We start from the raw sequence: 15,010 nt of genomic DNA, 5'->3' as shown, positions 1-15,010 counted from the left end.
TGAAGCTTGTATTCCACCACACCCGGATCCCACCACGGGCCATGCGTGTAGTCATGGCCACCATCAGCAACAAGAAACCAGGCACCACCAAGCTCCACCCGATCCCCAGCACAAACACAGCCAGGAAGAGCCAACAAAGAACCAGCCCAATCCACCCGCCGAACATCCCGATCATCAGGACCATGCTCATCAGAGCTATCAATACACCAGCCAGCGACCCGAACAGACTCCGGCGCCCCCCACGACCTGGTCGTGTTACCGAACGCATCAACCCCTGAATCCCTACGGCGACGCACTTGCACTGCGAAGGGCAGAGGAAACCCCGACCTAGTACAACGAGACCGTGAACGCGCCACGACGGCCACCTCCCACAGAACGCAGCATCCGCTTGTCCTCAGCAGTCAAAAACACGCCTCCACCATTCGAATTCGACCCGAAATTCTGCGTGGTAGAAAACGGCCCAGCAGTAAAAGACTGAGACTCGGCCCCCACCGGGGCAGTGGATAAGCCACGACTGACCGCACGAGCGGCAACCCGAGCACACACCACACGAACAGCAGACGGAACATCATCACCCACATGACCACCCATATAGGCATCAATGGCGACAGTGGCCTCATCAATCATCGCCCGAATAAACCGGCGATCATCTCGATCAGGCTCCATCGTCAAACGATCCGTCACATCGCTGACCGTGCAATACACATCCACAGTGCCGCCCCTCACTGACTACTTCGAGACCTTGGCAGCTTTACGTGTGCTCTCCGGCTTGACGACATGAGCGACCATCGCCATATTCGGATTCGTCAAAATCGGCTGGACAGCACAGTTCGCACGAACCCAATACGCCATCGGATCATTCTCACGCCACGCACCCACAGCGATCTGGCCTAGACCAGTGAGCTGATATTCCGGAGAATTCATCTCCACAGTCTGGCCCCACACCGTATAGCCCAACAGCCCAGATTGCGTCTCAGGAGGCAGGAAGTACATGGTGTTCTCGTCCAGGATGCGGCGAGAACCATTCCCATCCCGTACTGACTTCGAATACGAGGTGATACCCGGCAGCCCCTGGTCCTGGAGCACAGCATTAATGGCCCCAGAAGAGACGCGAGCTAACTCACCAGTCGTATTCGCAGAGTCACGGAACTGCGCATTAACCTGCAGCTTCTGGATAACCTTGGGTGAAGCAATGATCGTGCCCGGCTTGGTGCCATTAGCATCCTCATACGCCATCGCCCAATCAATGATGTCTTCAAGCGCCGGAGCGTTGGGATCGTCCCAATGCTTCTTCGGTGTGACCTCGAACTCCTTATCGCGGCCAATACCTGCATCAACAATCGCGCCGTTTTCGGCGTAACGAACGCGGCCAGTGGTGAGAACATCGCCACGGGCCACTTCCACGCGGTTAGCCACCGCACGGACGACCGTTTCAGTGGCCTTAGTCATGTCGTCTTCCTGGAACTCGGCATTGCCCTGCCGGAAGCTGCGCAGCTGGTCCATCTCGTTGATGCGGACTTTCTGCCCAATGAGGGGCAGTTGCATGGTGGCCTTATGGCCACCGCCCATCGATCCGATAGGGGTCTCCGCATCGGCGGAGCGTACCTCCGCCAGCCGGTTGGTGTCTTCCTCGGTTTTCCAGGCGAAGAAAATGTCATTGACCAGCTGATCGGGGAAATAGGCGGACAGGGAGTACCCGTTGGCTTGAAGGTCAGTGAGGTAGTGGTTGGCATACACCGTTAAATCCTGAGGGGAAAGGACCTCAGTCCAAATCTGTGACGATCCCATTAAATATCACCTCGCAGTGATCCGACCTGATCAAAATTCGTCGAGCCATCCTCATTCCATAGAGAATCGGACGGCTCGTGAACGAACGTGAACTCAGGATGATCGCATTCTGCGATTTTCACGCGGTTGTTTGAATCTGGAAGACGATCAACGCGGATACGGCCATGCCACACAATGGGCACAACCTCTCCAGGAACATTGTCCTGGTCAGTGAGCAAAAAACCGTCCACAGACTGCGTTTTCGATGTCACCGGAAGCCAGTAGTCGCCGTCACGGTGCAAAGCGGTGCCCGACGGTAAAACTGCCCGTCGAATATGGGTTGTCTTTTCCCCCAATGTTCCCGTCTCCGCATTGTCCACAGCATGACGTGAACCAAGCCAAGACAGGTCACTAGGAGAATACCGGTCAAATGTTGGCCGAATATGCATAATTCCCCCCGAATAGTTGATGAATGATGTTACGCCCCCCGACGTGCCTTACGGCGATTCCACAGCTCTTCACCTTTCGAAATGCCCTGGCCGGGCTGCTCCCATGTCAGTGACGAGCTAGGGGCGGTAGCAGTGCTGTGCTGCTTGATGAGCGTTTTCAGCGTGGAGTCTGCATCATCGGCATCAAGATCCAACTCGTCTACTGCTTTACAAAAGCGCTTCGAATCAAAGAGCTGACCAATGTTGCCGCCCAAATCTGCAATGCGCGTTGTCAGATCGTGATGCCGCGTCTCCTCAGCAAGTTGGCTCGTCGTCTCCGACAATTGTGAGCGAAGTGCCTCCACCGTTTCCTCAAGCTTGCCGTTCTCATCTTTCAACGAGTCAAGCTGGGCTGTAAGGTGTTTGACTTCCTCAAGCGACTTCTCTGCCCGTGTTTCCCATGTGCGGGAATGGGCGCGCATCTTCTCGTACTTTTGTCGATAGTCACTAGAACTTGTATTCGACTCTGCCTTTTCGGCCTCGGATGCAGAGTCCTCAACTCCAGAGACCTTTTCGGCCTCCTGATCGGAGTGATCCCCCTCATGTGCAGTCACAGCTACTCCTCTATGTGCTTGTGTCAATTACGGTCATGGCATTCATCCCTTCCGGACAGTACCGCAATCATCACACATTTTAGCACATACGTTCAGTGACTGAGATTCCCAACTTTTCGCATAGATGACAAAATATCCTCCGGCTTGCCAGTAGGGGACTGCTCCCGCCCCTCGGCATAAATCTTCTGAGCCCGAATCGTGCTGTCAGGAAGCTCAACCTTCCCTCGCTTCTTGCAAATCACCAGACACCGACAATGATCGTGATAATGCGCCCCCGCATGACCACCGCCTGCGGTTTCCCGCGTTTTGTAGGCAAAACCGCGTGACGCCATCAACATACAAAACGCACAAGCACCCGGATGTGCCACCCGAGCCCACGCCCCATGACCGTTCCATGCCGTAGACTCCGTCGTCTTGCGCTGCCGACCGTACAACTCGTCAGAGACAAGAAAACCCACATTCTTCACCGTGGTGGCATACCCATCCTCGTCGAAGAACAACGGTCCGAAGTCATGGGCCATCCGTGCTTCCACACGATCAATATCAACTTTCTTCGGCTCCCACGCCACCGGGCGCATTCCCATATATTCTTCTTGCTCCTCGAGCCACGCCATTGTCGCGTCCGTGACTGATAGGCCGTAGGCGTCGATGGTCTCCCGCGCTAGCTGCCGTAACAGGTCTTTTTGCTCATAAGGGTTGTCGGTGACGTCCGGGATGGTAGCGGCCTCCATGTTGAGCTCACGAATGGCCAGCGTCGTAATCCGATCAACCACTGGGGTAATCGATGTCCACGGGTGTTCAACATCCACGGTGGCCATTTATCTTCCCTCTTTCGCGTCTTGGCTGGCGTTCTCATCGGGAGAGGGGACTTGTTCTGCTTCGGTCGCCCCGTCTTCGGTGTCGTTGGGCGAGCTGGATTGGTCGCTGTCCGTCTTGGATGCAGCCATGACCTTCGCGAGAGCAGACAGGCGCTTACTCCGGTTTTCCTGCTCAATTCGCAGACGATCAGCAGCAGAGAAATGCAGGTTTTCGAGCAAAACCTGAGAATCAGGGGAGAGGACACCAGCGGAGAGGAGTTTGAGCGCCCAGTCGGCATCTGCGGCTTTCGACGCTGTCGCCGGGTCTCTCCAATCCACCTCGAGGCCATCGGCTAACCGATCCGCATCCACCTCATCATCAAATTCAGTCAGCGAAGCGAGCACCTGAGCGAGCGCAATCAAATCCGGGTTCATCAGCTCGGTTTTGATTTCTGAGGCGCGAATAAGCTGCTCTTTCCACACGCGGATGGAATCACCCGATGGCGGGTTTTGCGTCATGAATCCGAAATACTGAGCCGGGATTTTCGATTCCGAAGAGATGAGCTGAGAATAGGCCCTAACCTGCTCAATAAATGGGGTCGGGGGTGAAGAAGCAAATTGCCCGACACTCGGCTGCTTTTGGTCATCTTCATCGCCATTGAGGACGAGCATCTTGCCGATGGACGTGCGCCACCCCATCTCAACGCGGTCAAATTCAGACATGCCGTCAGGGTCGTAACCAAAGTCTTCGGGTGAGGCCCCCGTAGCCCACCTTTGAGGTGAGGCATAGAACTCGGAATTGTATTCCATGTTTTCCAGGGTGCGGGCGGCGGCGTCGGTGAGATATTGCACGGCTGGCGTGATTTCTGATTGCCCTGACCAGTGGGAGGTGCGTAGCCTGTTGCGCAACCTGAACATGGGGAACCCGTTGTCGGGGATGGGGTATCTCTGGACTGATTGAATCCGGGCCGTATCCTGCAGCACGATGACGATTTGCCCACGTAGGTAGAGGACTTCGCGATAATAGCCTTGTGAATCAACCCCGGACCGTCGGTAGCCAGCCACTGGGCTATTGGTGGCATCATCCCACAACAGTGATCCGGACATGGGGGAGACCGAGCGCAGTCGGAATTGGCCCGTCGTGTCTGGCTCGACAGCAAGTAGGCCTAGCCCAAAGATCAGCATGTCTAAAATGGCTTCTGAGACGCGCAGCGGAACGTTGAACCGGCGGGTGATGGTGCGCATCTGGTCGGGGTAGTCAGGAGAGATAAAGCCGTCCATGCGTAGCAAGTCGCCATAGGTATCGACAATGGTGGCTGGCCAGCCCGACACCACCCCAATGTCCCCGAGGGTGCGTGGCACGGCCACACCGATTCGCCGGACTCGGTGTGTGCCGTCATAGTAGGCAGCCAGCCGATCATTGCTGGCTCGGTGTGATCCGACCTGACTGCTCAGTAGGCTTAGAATGTCGTCTTCCGTTTGCGTTAGTCCACCGGTCATAGGACAAATGACCCCCTCTTCTTTTTCTGTTTCGTTATCCCCCGTGACACAGCGTCGAGATAGCATTTATAGGCCATGACCGCTGCATATGCTGCATCGATTTTATCAGCCGACTCTGGCGATGATTTGTAGAGCAAATATCCGGTTCGTACTTCTCGCCGCCGCGCATTAAGCAAGTGAGCTCTTAGATAGGGGCCTCCGTCGTAGCTGATTTCGCGGTGGACAACGGCTTGTCGGAATTGAGTCAGTGATTGATACACTGAAGCGGTTTTCCCACGTGGCCACGCCATCATGGGGTGATCCGAGGTGGCCCTGACCTTGAGTTTGGGTGAGAATTCCGCCTCCCAGCTTGAGACATGCTCAGTCCACCCTGACGGGTCGCAATACATGCCGACGACCCGGTAGCGGGAAAAGCACCCTCGAATAACAGCGTCGACTTGCTTGGCATCTGGTTCCCAGGTGGGATCACGGGGAGTTGGTGATTGCCACACTGCAATTTCAAAAAGGTGCCCGTCCGAAACGCGCATCCCCACCAGGGCGGTTGCGTCAGCGTTGCCTCGGACACGGCCTCGTGATCCGTCGAAACCGAGCACGACCTTATCGCCTGGCTGGATAGCCTTGTTGCGATCCTCGATGGCGTCTACCTCAAGGTGAGACAGATACGAGTCGGAGGCGGACACTATCTGGTTAAGATAAAACTGTCGGGCATCGGACGGGTCGGTCGACGGGTCCCAAATCTCAGTAATAATCCGTTCAATATCTACCCAGCCTCCCCGATCTCGCGCTGAGTCCCCGTAGGCATAGACCAACCCTTGATAGAGGGAGTCGTGGTCGGAAAGATCAGTGTCGGCGGGGGCTTCCCTGTGGTCAACCAGGATGGTTTCCCGCTTGAGCCGCCCCTGTTTTTCAAGTTCGACAGCCTGGAATGTCTTCTCTGCTACGGAGCCTGATCCGGGGCGGAATGCATTCGGTGTTTCAATGGAGTGTCCTCCCACCTTCCCGAGGTTGCGTCGCAAAGTGTCGGCGAGCGCCACACCACCATTCGACCGTGTCCATGATTCCGTTTGGTCGAGAGCCGCCCACACTGGCCTGCCACCCTCCTTAGATAAAGCGCCGGAGGTGATGAACTCTATACGACCGCGAGGTAGGGCGATGAAGCTTTCCATAGGGTCGATGTCGTAGTTGTTTACTGCTGGCCCGTCACGGAGCATTTTGAGGAGTGGGCCGTAGGCGTTTTTTGACTGGTCTTCGTTAACAGCTGCGAATTGGATGCGTGGTGTGACGTGGTGAGACCAGGGGACACCGACCGGTTGTCCGGCTGCGTCCCACCCGCCGAAACAAACAGGGCCGAGCGCTTCGAGTGCTCCGATAGCGCCCATGAGTGGGGACTTTCCGGAGCCTTTGGGGCGTGAGAAAATCCCGCGCGTGTATATCCGTTGCCCTGTTTCCGGGTCAAGCCGGTAGTAGTGGATGAGGAAGTTGGCTTGGTCTGGGGTGAGGATGAGTGGCCTGTATTCGGCGGAGTCTGGTTGTGCGAGGTTTTCTTCGATCCAGGCTAGACATTCCCATCCGAGGGAGGGGAATTCTCCGGCCTCGCTGGGTTTAAATGGCATGAGTTAGTCAACTGCTTTCAGGCTTCTGTAGCGGCCTCGGACGTCGGCGGCGGCTCGGGAGGCGCGGCGTTTGTCTTCTGCTTCGTCAGCGGTGGCCATGGTGATGCGGTGGCGTGCCAGGCTGTCGGGTGTGATGCCGTACTGGGCGAGTTGTAGTCGTCGTTCTGGGCCTAGCCGGGTGTCGCCTCGGTTGAATGCGTCGTCGATGACCATGGTGCGGGCAAGGTCGAGCCATTGTGTTTGTTGGAGGCCTTGTGTCTTGAGTGGTGGGAAGGTGGCGAGGGTGTCCCAGAATTGGAGTGTTTGGTCTGTCCAGGGTTGTTGGGTTGCTGGGTTGGTGTCTCCGTAGATGTCTTCGAGTGCGGGTTGTGGGACGAAGGAGACGACGATTTCTCGTTGTGGGATGTTTTGTTCGTTTCTTCTCGCACGTGTTTTCGGGTTTTTGGGTGCTGGTCCTCGGCCTGGCATAGGTTTACCTCCATTGTGGGTTATGTCATTCGTATGCGTGTTCGATTATAGTGTGCTATGTTGGTATTGCAGCTGCGCTAGGGGGGAGAGTGGCCTCGGGCTTTTCGGCCCGGGGCCATTTCTTTACATATAGGGGTTTGCGTCGGGGTGGCTGTGCGTACCGGTTCTGTTTTGTGTTTTAGGGCTGTGGCGAGGTGTGAAAAGTCCGCAAAAAGTCCGCACGAGGTCCCGTAGCCACCGTTTTAATGAAAATAATCAGAATTACTATAATCCTCTGACCAGCAACAACGATAAAGTAGCAGGTTAAACGAAAATACGAAAAACATTACGCAGATTTACGAGGGAACGAACCAGATCTGCCGCATGGTCATGGGGCGACAGATATTGAAGTAGGCGCCCAAGGCGGCGAACTATGAAGCAAATCCAATCTGTTCTTCGCAAGATAAGACCATTCTTATGGGTCGTCGGCGCAGTATGCGTTGTAGGAGCGATCTGGTTTGCAGTGAAGCGCAATTATGCCATGGCTACCAACCTAGGCCTGGTAGCTGGGCTCGTTGTCGTGGTTCCGGAACTGCTCAGTCAAAACGTAAAAAAGAGCGACAAGCCCATGCTAAGTAGTGAAAAGATTGCCCAACACCAAAAGCGCCACCCGACCGCTACGCTCGCCGAATCGATCAATGATCTGCGTGATGAGAAGTAGCTCTGCTATACGTTGGTCAGTGTCAGCGCCGGTGCAAACTTGCCACGGTAAGGACCGGCTCAAACTAAAAAGGGGCGCTATATTCCCGTCGTGCTCAATATACGTTGGGTACGTCGGGGCTTAGATCTAGGGACACTACTGTGTCATTACTCATCGATCAACCCTATTGGCGTGGGAATGCAGGACAGAACAAACCCCGGCCAATGGGGTTGTGTCGCTACCGTAGAGATCGAAGGCTGCGTTGTAAGCGCTGTTGGAAATTTCGGGAAAATAAAAACAAATCAAGCGTCTGCGATAAAACCCTTAAAATTAATTCGATAATTATCGATTGATCAGATTATATATGTTGGCTCCTAACAACTGTGCTAAAGCGGTGCCTAAAGAGGCCGAGAGTGAATATATTGCGACTATCAAAGCCCGGTTATGGTCTGATCCCGCATTATATTGGATATCCCAAGCAACCACGGTTGCAATCGTCTGGCCCGTGTGAAACGTGAAAATAACAACGACCATAGCCAAGGAAAATGGAATTAACCCAGCAGAGAACCAAATGGCTGCTGACAAGATAGATAAGGCAGCTAAACCCATTCCGCCCGCTGCGGCGAGCTGAACATGATTTGTATATCGATTAAATGATCTTTCCTTGGTGGAAATGATTCGATGAATTGCGATATTGATTATAATTCCAACAACAGAAGAGAATGTGATGAGCCACGACGTCTTACTTCCCCACGAACTAATAGCATAGGGAGTAATTGAAGCGCTTACTGAAATAATTGAAAAAATTACGAAGAGGGCAAACCATATTCTCCACTCGCTGAGTGAGAGTGCTTTAAGTGTGGGGCTAGGATTCGTTACGTTTGTGCCCCTATTTGGCATATAAGAAAGTTGTAAAGTTGAAACTACACAAGAACCGTACGAAGCTATGCCAACGAGGACTATCAGCATCTCCATACGAAGATGTAATGCGGCCACGAGGGACACAGTTATAGAAGCTAGAAAGACGACAGTGAGAGTGATGGTGCGTAATTTGGTTTTAAACTCTAGGAGCTGTTCGCGCTTAAGGTATAGAGGCGGTAGAGTCCCCCGTAGAGGAGAGACAAGTCTTCCAAGGAAGAAAATTAGGAGAATGGATGTGAAAATACTCGCTGGATTTCTCGGTCCGAAACCTAAATAGATATAACAAGCGATCTGTAAAAACTGTACTCCGGCTAAAAGCCTCACGGTGCCGAATAGGTCTGCCATTCTTGCTATAGCTAACGACGAAAAAGTTCCTAATAGTACACCTATTCCTACGGCGCGCATACTATAACTAGCGCTAATAAGGGATACCTCTGCCGTGTAGTAGCCGATGCCAGCCGTGAATAGTGAGGTCGCGAAAGCATCAGATACAACATTGAGTGATATCCAGGATTCAGCGTTGCCTTTAATCCGGATTTTCATTAAAGAAACCTCCGATTACAACATCCAAGAAGTTTATTGGAACTGCTCCTTCGTTACCGAAACCCCTTATAAGCTTGCTTTTTTCTTTCTTTAATAAACAACCATCCCATGTTGAACGAGACGTGCTCGTGTGGTTTTAGCAAGCCGTTGTGGGGCTTCGGTCGTAGTATTGGCGGGAACGCTCGTGGTTTTTGATGCTGGCGGAGGCAAAATACCATTGGCGCTTCAGTGTTCTAACCAGGGTATACGACATTAGACGGTGCGGGCACTTTTTGGACAAGTTAAGCCGCCATCCTCCGGCGGTGTTCTTTGATAGTCAGTCTGCCGAGTGTGTTCGTGATGCGATTGTTGTTGTAGAACCAGAGATAGTTCTCCACAGCTGGAGCTAGCGTGGTGGCAAAAAGAATAGTGGGTCGGCTTTTCATGGCGAAAAGATTTGGGCTTTCTTGTTCGTCGATTCCGAAGCGACGTGTGCAGTGTCCATCGCCCCGGATAACCCAGCACCCGTAAGGGCTTGGTGACTGCCCGGATCTGATCGAAGTCCTTTAAGTCAGCCTTTTTCTCCGCCGGGGAGCGCTAAGGGTCAGTCACGAAATCATAATGCTTCAGGATTCTGTCCGCACCGTCTCTGACCAGCGGATATCATAAATTAACTGGCTAACCCGTCGCTTTAAGGCCGGCCACACCGCCGATGATCATGCACAGGAATACGATCTTGAGCAAAGAGACCGTCTCTTGCCCCGTGGCCATTCCCCATACGACGGTGCCAACGGCTCCAATGGATACCCATACCGCATAGGCCGTGCCGACGGGGACATCGCGCATCGCCAGCGACAGTCCCACCATGCTCAACGCGGCGGCAATAACGAAAATGACGGAGGGCACGAGCCGGGAGAATCCCTGCGACTCGTGGAGCGCTACGGCCCAGGTGGTCTCGAATAGGCCAGAGACAATCAGGATGATCCACGCCATGGTGTCCGTTACCTCTCTTTTTCTTCAACTGCCCTCGGGTAGGCATGGCCCTAGGTATTCTGGGAACCGTGTCTGCACCTGAACAAAAACCCTCGAACCCGTCCTCGTCTGATCACACAGAAGCGTCTGCTCACACCAGCAGCCAGCCTTCTGACGTTTGCATCGCTCAAGCTCACCAATTAGAACCTATTGCCGACGTCGCTCGGCGTGCCGGAATTCCCGAAGAAGCTACGGTGCCTTATGGAACGACGAAGGCCAAGGTGACCGTCGGAAAGTTAGCACAGAGTGCAACGAAGGGGAAGGTTGTCCTGGTGACGGGCATGTCTCCGACGCCGGCGGGGGAGGGGAAATCAACTGTCCTTATTGGTTTGGTTGACGGGCTGGCGTCGGCGGGTGTGAAAACGATGGCCGCTCTGCGCGAGCCGTCGTTGGGGCCAGTGCTGGGTATGAAAGGTGGCGCTGCGGGTGGGGGATACTCGCAGGTCGTCCCCATGGAGGATATTAACCTGCACTTCACGGGGGATCTTCACGCGATCACGTCGGCTAATAATGCGTTGGCCGCGCTGATCGATAATCACGTTCAGCAGGGGAACTCGCTGAATCTTGACCCACGGAAGATCGTGTGGCGACGGTGTCTGGATGTGAACGACCGTGTCCTCCGAAACATCATCACTGGTTTGGGCGGCAAAGGTGGCGGCGTGCCACGCGAAGCCGGATTTGATATCACCGCGGCCAGCGAAGTGATGGCGGTTCTGTGCTTAGCGCGGGATCTCGCCGATTTGAGGGAGCGGCTTGGCCGTATGCTCATCGGCTATACGCGCGATAATGATCCGGTCTTCGTGCATGATTTGGGCGTGGAGGGATCCCTTGTTGCGTTGTTGCGCGATGCGATGTCGCCGAACCTTGTCCAAACTCTGGGTGGGGCACCGGCGCTGATCCACGGGGGACCATTCGCGAATATTGCGCATGGTTGCAACAGTGTCATCGCCACTAACACCGCACGTGAATTGGCTGATGTTGTGGTGACAGAGGCCGGGTTCGGAGCCGATCTGGGTGCGGAAAAATTCACGGATATTGCCTCGGTGGCCGGCGATTTTGCCGCGGACGTGGCAGTCATTGTGGTGACTGCCCGGTCGCTGAAATACAACGGCGGTGTGGCACGCGGCGACCTCAACGAGGAGAACGTGGAGGCCGTGCGGTCCGGTCTGGCCAACGTGGAACGCCATTGTGCATCACTAAGGCGGCTGGGAATGCAGCCGATTGTGGCCGTCAATAAGTTCATCACTGATACCGACGCTGAACTGTCGGCTATCAAGGAGTGGGCGGACGACCATGGACTTCGTGCGGCCGTAGCCGATGTGTGGGGTGAAGGCGGTGCAGGGGCCGCTGACTTGGTAACCCAGGTTCGTGAAGCGCTAGCGGACGAGCCGGTGCGGACCGATACAGGCCAATCAGGTGCAGCAGAGACGCGTTTTTACGATCCGCAACAAGGTGTTAAGGCAAGCATCACGACCATTGCGCACGACATTTATGGCGCTGAGCAGGTCGAATACTCTCAGCAAGCCGGTAAAGACCTGGCTCAGCTGAAGCGTCACGGGTGGGATACGTTACCGGTTTGTATCTCCAAGACTCCGTATTCATTTTCTGACGATCCGTCGCTGCTCGGGGCACCGAAGAATCACACACTGCATGTTCAACGGCTGATCCCCAAGCTCGGCCCTGGATTCGTGGTGGCCCTCACCGGAACAGTTTTCACAATGCCGGGGCTGCCGAAGCACCCGGCTGCCATGGAGATTGATGTCACCGACGACGGAACCATTACCGGGCTGTTTTAGACGCGTTCGGGCTGCTTGGGTGCCCGGGCTGCGCGGGCGGAGTGAAGCGAGATCCCCGCGTTTAGCCGTTCGGTTTAACCATTGAGTTCGGTCACGGCCTCGCCTGCAGCATTAAGAGCTGACAGTGATTCCGATGAGCCCAGGTCAGCCAGGGAGTCCAGCACGATGGTGTGCGGCCGGGCCTCCAAAACATCACGTGATAACGACCCCGTGAGAACGCCAACTCCGCGCACCCCTGCATTCGTGGCGGCATCCAGATCGGCGGTGGTGTCGCCCGCAGAAATCACCTCAGCGACGTTCGTCACGCCGGTGAGCTCCATGGCGTGATGAATCAGGTAAGGCGCGGGACGGCCCGCCCGCACGGTGTCGCTTGTCACCAGTGCGTCGACGGAAAATGGGGCGTTGTCTGCGTCGTCGATAAGTCGAGATGAAACGGTTGTTTCATCCGGAGCCATAGACAGAGCACGGGCACCCCACCCAGCCGCGGAGAGGACAATCTCGGCAATCGAACGCTGAAATCCGGTGGTCAGCGCAACTTTTCCGCCCGTGCGCTGGAATTCCCGTAAAAGCTTTTCCACTCCGGGGATAGGCGTCGGCGGGTTATTGGTGTATTCGGTCTGCAGCCCTTCGAGGAAATCGTTGTATGCAGTGGTGATGGTCTCTTCCGACGGGGTAAAACCGCCGGAGCTCAGCAGCGTGATAATCGCGCTGCGCTTTTCCGTTCCCTTGACCTGGTTAACCTGATCAGGCGTGACAGTGATGCCTTGTTTCTCCACGCTTTCGCGCAATTGGCGGTACACGACTCCGCCTTCGTCGATGGTGGTGCCAGCAATATCGCATACAAGGAGGGTCATGCCTGAACCCTAACAGTTTTCGCGTTGTGGTTAAGGAAAACTCGACAGATCGTAGTAACGACGACCACCATAGAGACTATGGATATGTTTAGGTCAGCCGAGAAAACACTGTCTCACGAGAACGGAGTGGGTAGTAAAACCGATCTCATTATCGTGGGCGCAGGCATCGTAGGCCTTGCTACTGCGTGGCGCGCTCATCACCAGGGACGGCGAGTTCACGTTATTGATCGTGCTAACCGTCCGGTCGGCGCCTCTATTCAAAACTTCGGCCACGCGTGCTTCACTGCCCAAGCTGACGCTATTCAGGATGTCGCGGCAGACTCGCGTGATGGGTGGAAAGCAGCCGCCGCTGAAACTGGCTTGTGGGCAGCGCAACCCGGCACAGTCGTACCCGCTGTGAGCGAGACCGAGATGACTGTGCTCCGGCAGTTCCACGACCACCGCGGGTCTGAACAAGTCACGCTCTTGAGTGCGGACGACACGCGTGAACGGTTGGGCCTCACGGGCTCCGGCAGTAGCGGCAAGGGGGACATCATCGGCGGGGCACTTTTACCACTTGACATGAGGGTCAATCCTCGGGAAGCCGCGCCGCGCCTGGCAGAATGGCTAGCGGCGAATGGCGTCGAATTTAGCTGGAACACGGCCGTTCACCATGTGGGGGACGGGCAGGTTGATACCTCCCGTGGAACATTCTCAGCCGAGGAGGTCGTCGTCTGCCCGGGGCACCATGTCGGAGAAATATTCCCCGATATTGCGGAGCGCAACGGGCTGAGGACCTGCATCCTGACCATGGCGTTGATTGACCGCCCCGACCATATCCCCGCGGACCTCGCGATGCTGACGGGAACGTCGCTCGCCCGTTATGACGGCGTTGCTGCCATGCCCGGTGTGCCGGATCTGCGTGAAGAATTATTAGACACGAAGCCCGAATTAGTGGGATGCATTGCCAACCTGATGGCCACTGCTTTACCGGAGGGCGCGATCCCTGGCCTCAACTCCAGCGGTAGCGGAATATTTATCGGCGATTCCCACGATTATGCGCAATCTCCTGAGCCCTTTATTCAGCAGAGCATCGCGGACCTGCTCATGGACAATGCGTCCGCATATCTCGGCATCGAGTATCCCGTGGTGCGCCAGCGCTGGCAGGGCCGATACGCGGACAGCCCGGACACCAACCTTGTTCTTGAGCGGCCCGACGACCGCACCACGGTGGCCGTCGTCGCTTCTGGTATCGGGATGACCTTGTCGTTCGGGATCGCAACTTTGATTACTGAACACCGCGATGCGCCTGCCTTTTAACCGTTAGTTTTAGTACAACGAGCCAGACGGTGGCTGCTGCCGTTTTATTGTGGGTAATTGCTCACGCAATGTGTCTATTAGCGACGATTAAGGCGCAGGTGTCAATGAGATATCGTCGGGGTTTTCCCACGTTAAGGCGATATTGAACTGCTCTAACCAGGAGTCAATATTCCCGTAGGTCGTCAGCCCGTCAACGACGGTTGCTGTGACGGATAGAGCGTGAGCCAAGTCGGTGGCAGAGATAAAGCCTTGAGTGTAGGCGTCTTCGAGTTCGTCTAGATCCAGAACTTCCATGGAATAGCGGTCATGCGCGTCGCGATCCCGGTTCAGCTCGCCTGGATCGCCGTTGTAGAGAACGATGTCTGCGTAGTAGTCGGTGGTCGTCCAGATTGGGCGCTCGCGATCACGCGCGTTGTGTGCGATGTCGATATAAAACTCTTGCCTGCCGGTGAGCGGGTCGCTGGCTTTTGTTTCTGGCCGAAAGTGGAATTTTGTGATTCGGATATCCGGTTCGCGCAACAACCAGGCTTCGATATATCCGAACCGTGGGTGGTCGGCTCCTCTAGCCATGTATAACCCGAATGATGTTTCGACATACTTATCGACGGTGCGCGTAAAGCCTTTAGGGTCAATATTTGTCTTGCTGTCGATATCGAATGTTTCGTGTTTGGGCGAGTGGGTAGCTCCGTGATGGGGCTGAGTAGTTGGTGATTGCATAGC

At 55.2% G+C, this 15,010-nt stretch carries 17 protein-coding genes; 3 read left to right on the top strand and 14 right to left on the bottom strand.

Annotated features, from left to right (window positions below; all coding sequences use genetic code 11):
• From I6J23_RS10615 to I6J23_RS10575, 9 genes are all read right to left on the bottom strand, one after another.
• A partial coding sequence (locus tag I6J23_RS10615) for a hypothetical protein (protein ID WP_204582034.1) occupies nucleotides 1–356 on the bottom strand: 356 nt, incomplete at its 3' end.
• The gene (locus tag I6J23_RS10610) at nucleotides 328–726 is read right to left on the bottom strand and encodes a hypothetical protein (RefSeq protein WP_204582033.1); all 399 of its coding nucleotides are present in this window, start codon (nucleotides 724–726) and stop codon (nucleotides 328–330) included. The genes I6J23_RS10615 and I6J23_RS10610, both read right to left, overlap by 29 nt.
• Before the next feature lie 3 nt (nucleotides 727–729).
• Nucleotides 730–1,788, bottom strand: a complete 1,059-nt coding sequence (locus I6J23_RS10605; protein WP_204582032.1) for a major capsid protein — start codon at nucleotides 1,786–1,788, stop codon at nucleotides 730–732.
• Nucleotides 1,788–2,216, bottom strand: a complete 429-nt coding sequence (locus I6J23_RS10600; RefSeq protein WP_012732201.1) for a hypothetical protein — start codon at nucleotides 2,214–2,216, stop codon at nucleotides 1,788–1,790. The genes I6J23_RS10605 and I6J23_RS10600 overlap by 1 nt, the downstream gene beginning before the upstream one ends.
• A gap of 29 nt (nucleotides 2,217–2,245) precedes the next feature.
• Complete coding sequence (locus I6J23_RS10595; protein WP_204582031.1) at nucleotides 2,246–2,809, bottom strand: hypothetical protein; 564 nt, start codon at nucleotides 2,807–2,809, stop codon at nucleotides 2,246–2,248.
• Between the two features lie 92 nt (nucleotides 2,810–2,901).
• Nucleotides 2,902–3,627 (bottom strand): hypothetical protein, encoded by a 726-nt coding sequence (locus I6J23_RS10590; RefSeq protein ID WP_204582030.1) that lies wholly within the window; start codon nucleotides 3,625–3,627, stop codon nucleotides 2,902–2,904.
• Complete coding sequence (locus I6J23_RS10585) at nucleotides 3,628–5,106, bottom strand: phage portal protein (protein WP_204582029.1); 1,479 nt, start codon at nucleotides 5,104–5,106, stop codon at nucleotides 3,628–3,630. It lies immediately after the preceding gene.
• Nucleotides 5,103–6,719, bottom strand: a complete 1,617-nt coding sequence (locus I6J23_RS10580; protein WP_204582028.1) for a hypothetical protein — start codon at nucleotides 6,717–6,719, stop codon at nucleotides 5,103–5,105. The genes I6J23_RS10585 and I6J23_RS10580 overlap by 4 nt, the downstream gene beginning before the upstream one ends.
• 3 nt (nucleotides 6,720–6,722) lie before the next feature.
• Nucleotides 6,723–7,187 carry a hypothetical protein gene (locus tag I6J23_RS10575; RefSeq protein WP_204582027.1) on the bottom strand — a complete coding sequence of 155 codons (465 nt, stop codon included), beginning with the start codon at nucleotides 7,185–7,187 and terminating at the stop codon, nucleotides 6,723–6,725.
• A gap of 412 nt (nucleotides 7,188–7,599) precedes the next feature.
• Between I6J23_RS10575 and I6J23_RS10570 the strand changes: the two genes are divergently transcribed.
• The gene (locus tag I6J23_RS10570) at nucleotides 7,600–7,887 is read left to right on the top strand and encodes a hypothetical protein (protein ID WP_204582026.1); all 288 of its coding nucleotides are present in this window, start codon (nucleotides 7,600–7,602) and stop codon (nucleotides 7,885–7,887) included.
• 321 nt (nucleotides 7,888–8,208) lie between these two features.
• Here I6J23_RS10570 and I6J23_RS10565 read toward each other — a convergent pair whose 3' ends face one another.
• The 3 genes from I6J23_RS10565 to I6J23_RS10555 all read right to left on the bottom strand — a co-directional run bounded on the left by I6J23_RS10565 (nucleotide 8,209) and on the right by I6J23_RS10555 (nucleotide 10,302).
• Nucleotides 8,209–9,330 (bottom strand): hypothetical protein, encoded by a 1,122-nt coding sequence (locus I6J23_RS10565; protein ID WP_204582025.1) that lies wholly within the window; start codon nucleotides 9,328–9,330, stop codon nucleotides 8,209–8,211.
• A 281-nt stretch (nucleotides 9,331–9,611) separates the two neighbouring features.
• A complete protein-coding gene (locus I6J23_RS10560) occupies nucleotides 9,612–9,755 on the bottom strand; it encodes a hypothetical protein (RefSeq protein ID WP_204582024.1) in 144 nt (47 codons plus the stop codon).
• Between the two features lie 232 nt (nucleotides 9,756–9,987).
• Nucleotides 9,988–10,302 (bottom strand): DMT family transporter, encoded by a 315-nt coding sequence (locus tag I6J23_RS10555; RefSeq protein WP_204582023.1) that lies wholly within the window; start codon nucleotides 10,300–10,302, stop codon nucleotides 9,988–9,990.
• Nucleotides 10,303–10,346: 44 nt separating this feature from the next.
• Between I6J23_RS10555 and I6J23_RS10550 the strand changes: the two genes are divergently transcribed.
• Nucleotides 10,347–12,137, top strand: coding sequence for a formate--tetrahydrofolate ligase (locus I6J23_RS10550; RefSeq protein WP_239454918.1), 1,791 nt, complete (start codon nucleotides 10,347–10,349; stop codon nucleotides 12,135–12,137).
• A 74-nt stretch (nucleotides 12,138–12,211) separates the two neighbouring features.
• Here the strand turns inward: I6J23_RS10550 and I6J23_RS10545 are convergent, their stop codons facing one another.
• Entirely contained in the window at nucleotides 12,212–12,991 is a 780-nt protein-coding gene (locus I6J23_RS10545) for an HAD hydrolase-like protein (RefSeq protein ID WP_204582022.1), read from the bottom strand.
• Between the two features lie 84 nt (nucleotides 12,992–13,075).
• On the opposite strand from I6J23_RS10545, the gene I6J23_RS10540 reads away from it, so the two are divergent.
• Complete coding sequence (locus tag I6J23_RS10540) at nucleotides 13,076–14,290, top strand: TIGR03364 family FAD-dependent oxidoreductase (RefSeq protein WP_204583084.1); 1,215 nt, start codon at nucleotides 13,076–13,078, stop codon at nucleotides 14,288–14,290.
• Nucleotides 14,291–14,377: 87 nt separating this feature from the next.
• Here I6J23_RS10540 and I6J23_RS10535 read toward each other — a convergent pair whose 3' ends face one another.
• A complete protein-coding gene (locus tag I6J23_RS10535) occupies nucleotides 14,378–15,007 on the bottom strand; it encodes a DUF402 domain-containing protein (protein ID WP_204582021.1) in 630 nt (209 codons plus the stop codon).
• Nucleotides 15,008–15,010 lie beyond the last annotated feature (3 nt).

The organism is Corynebacterium kroppenstedtii (genome assembly GCF_016894245.1).
Lineage (GTDB): Bacteria > Actinomycetota > Actinomycetes > Mycobacteriales > Mycobacteriaceae > Corynebacterium.
The sequence above is the reverse complement of the archived record's forward strand: the minus strand, read 5'-3'. Positions and strand labels throughout refer to the sequence as shown.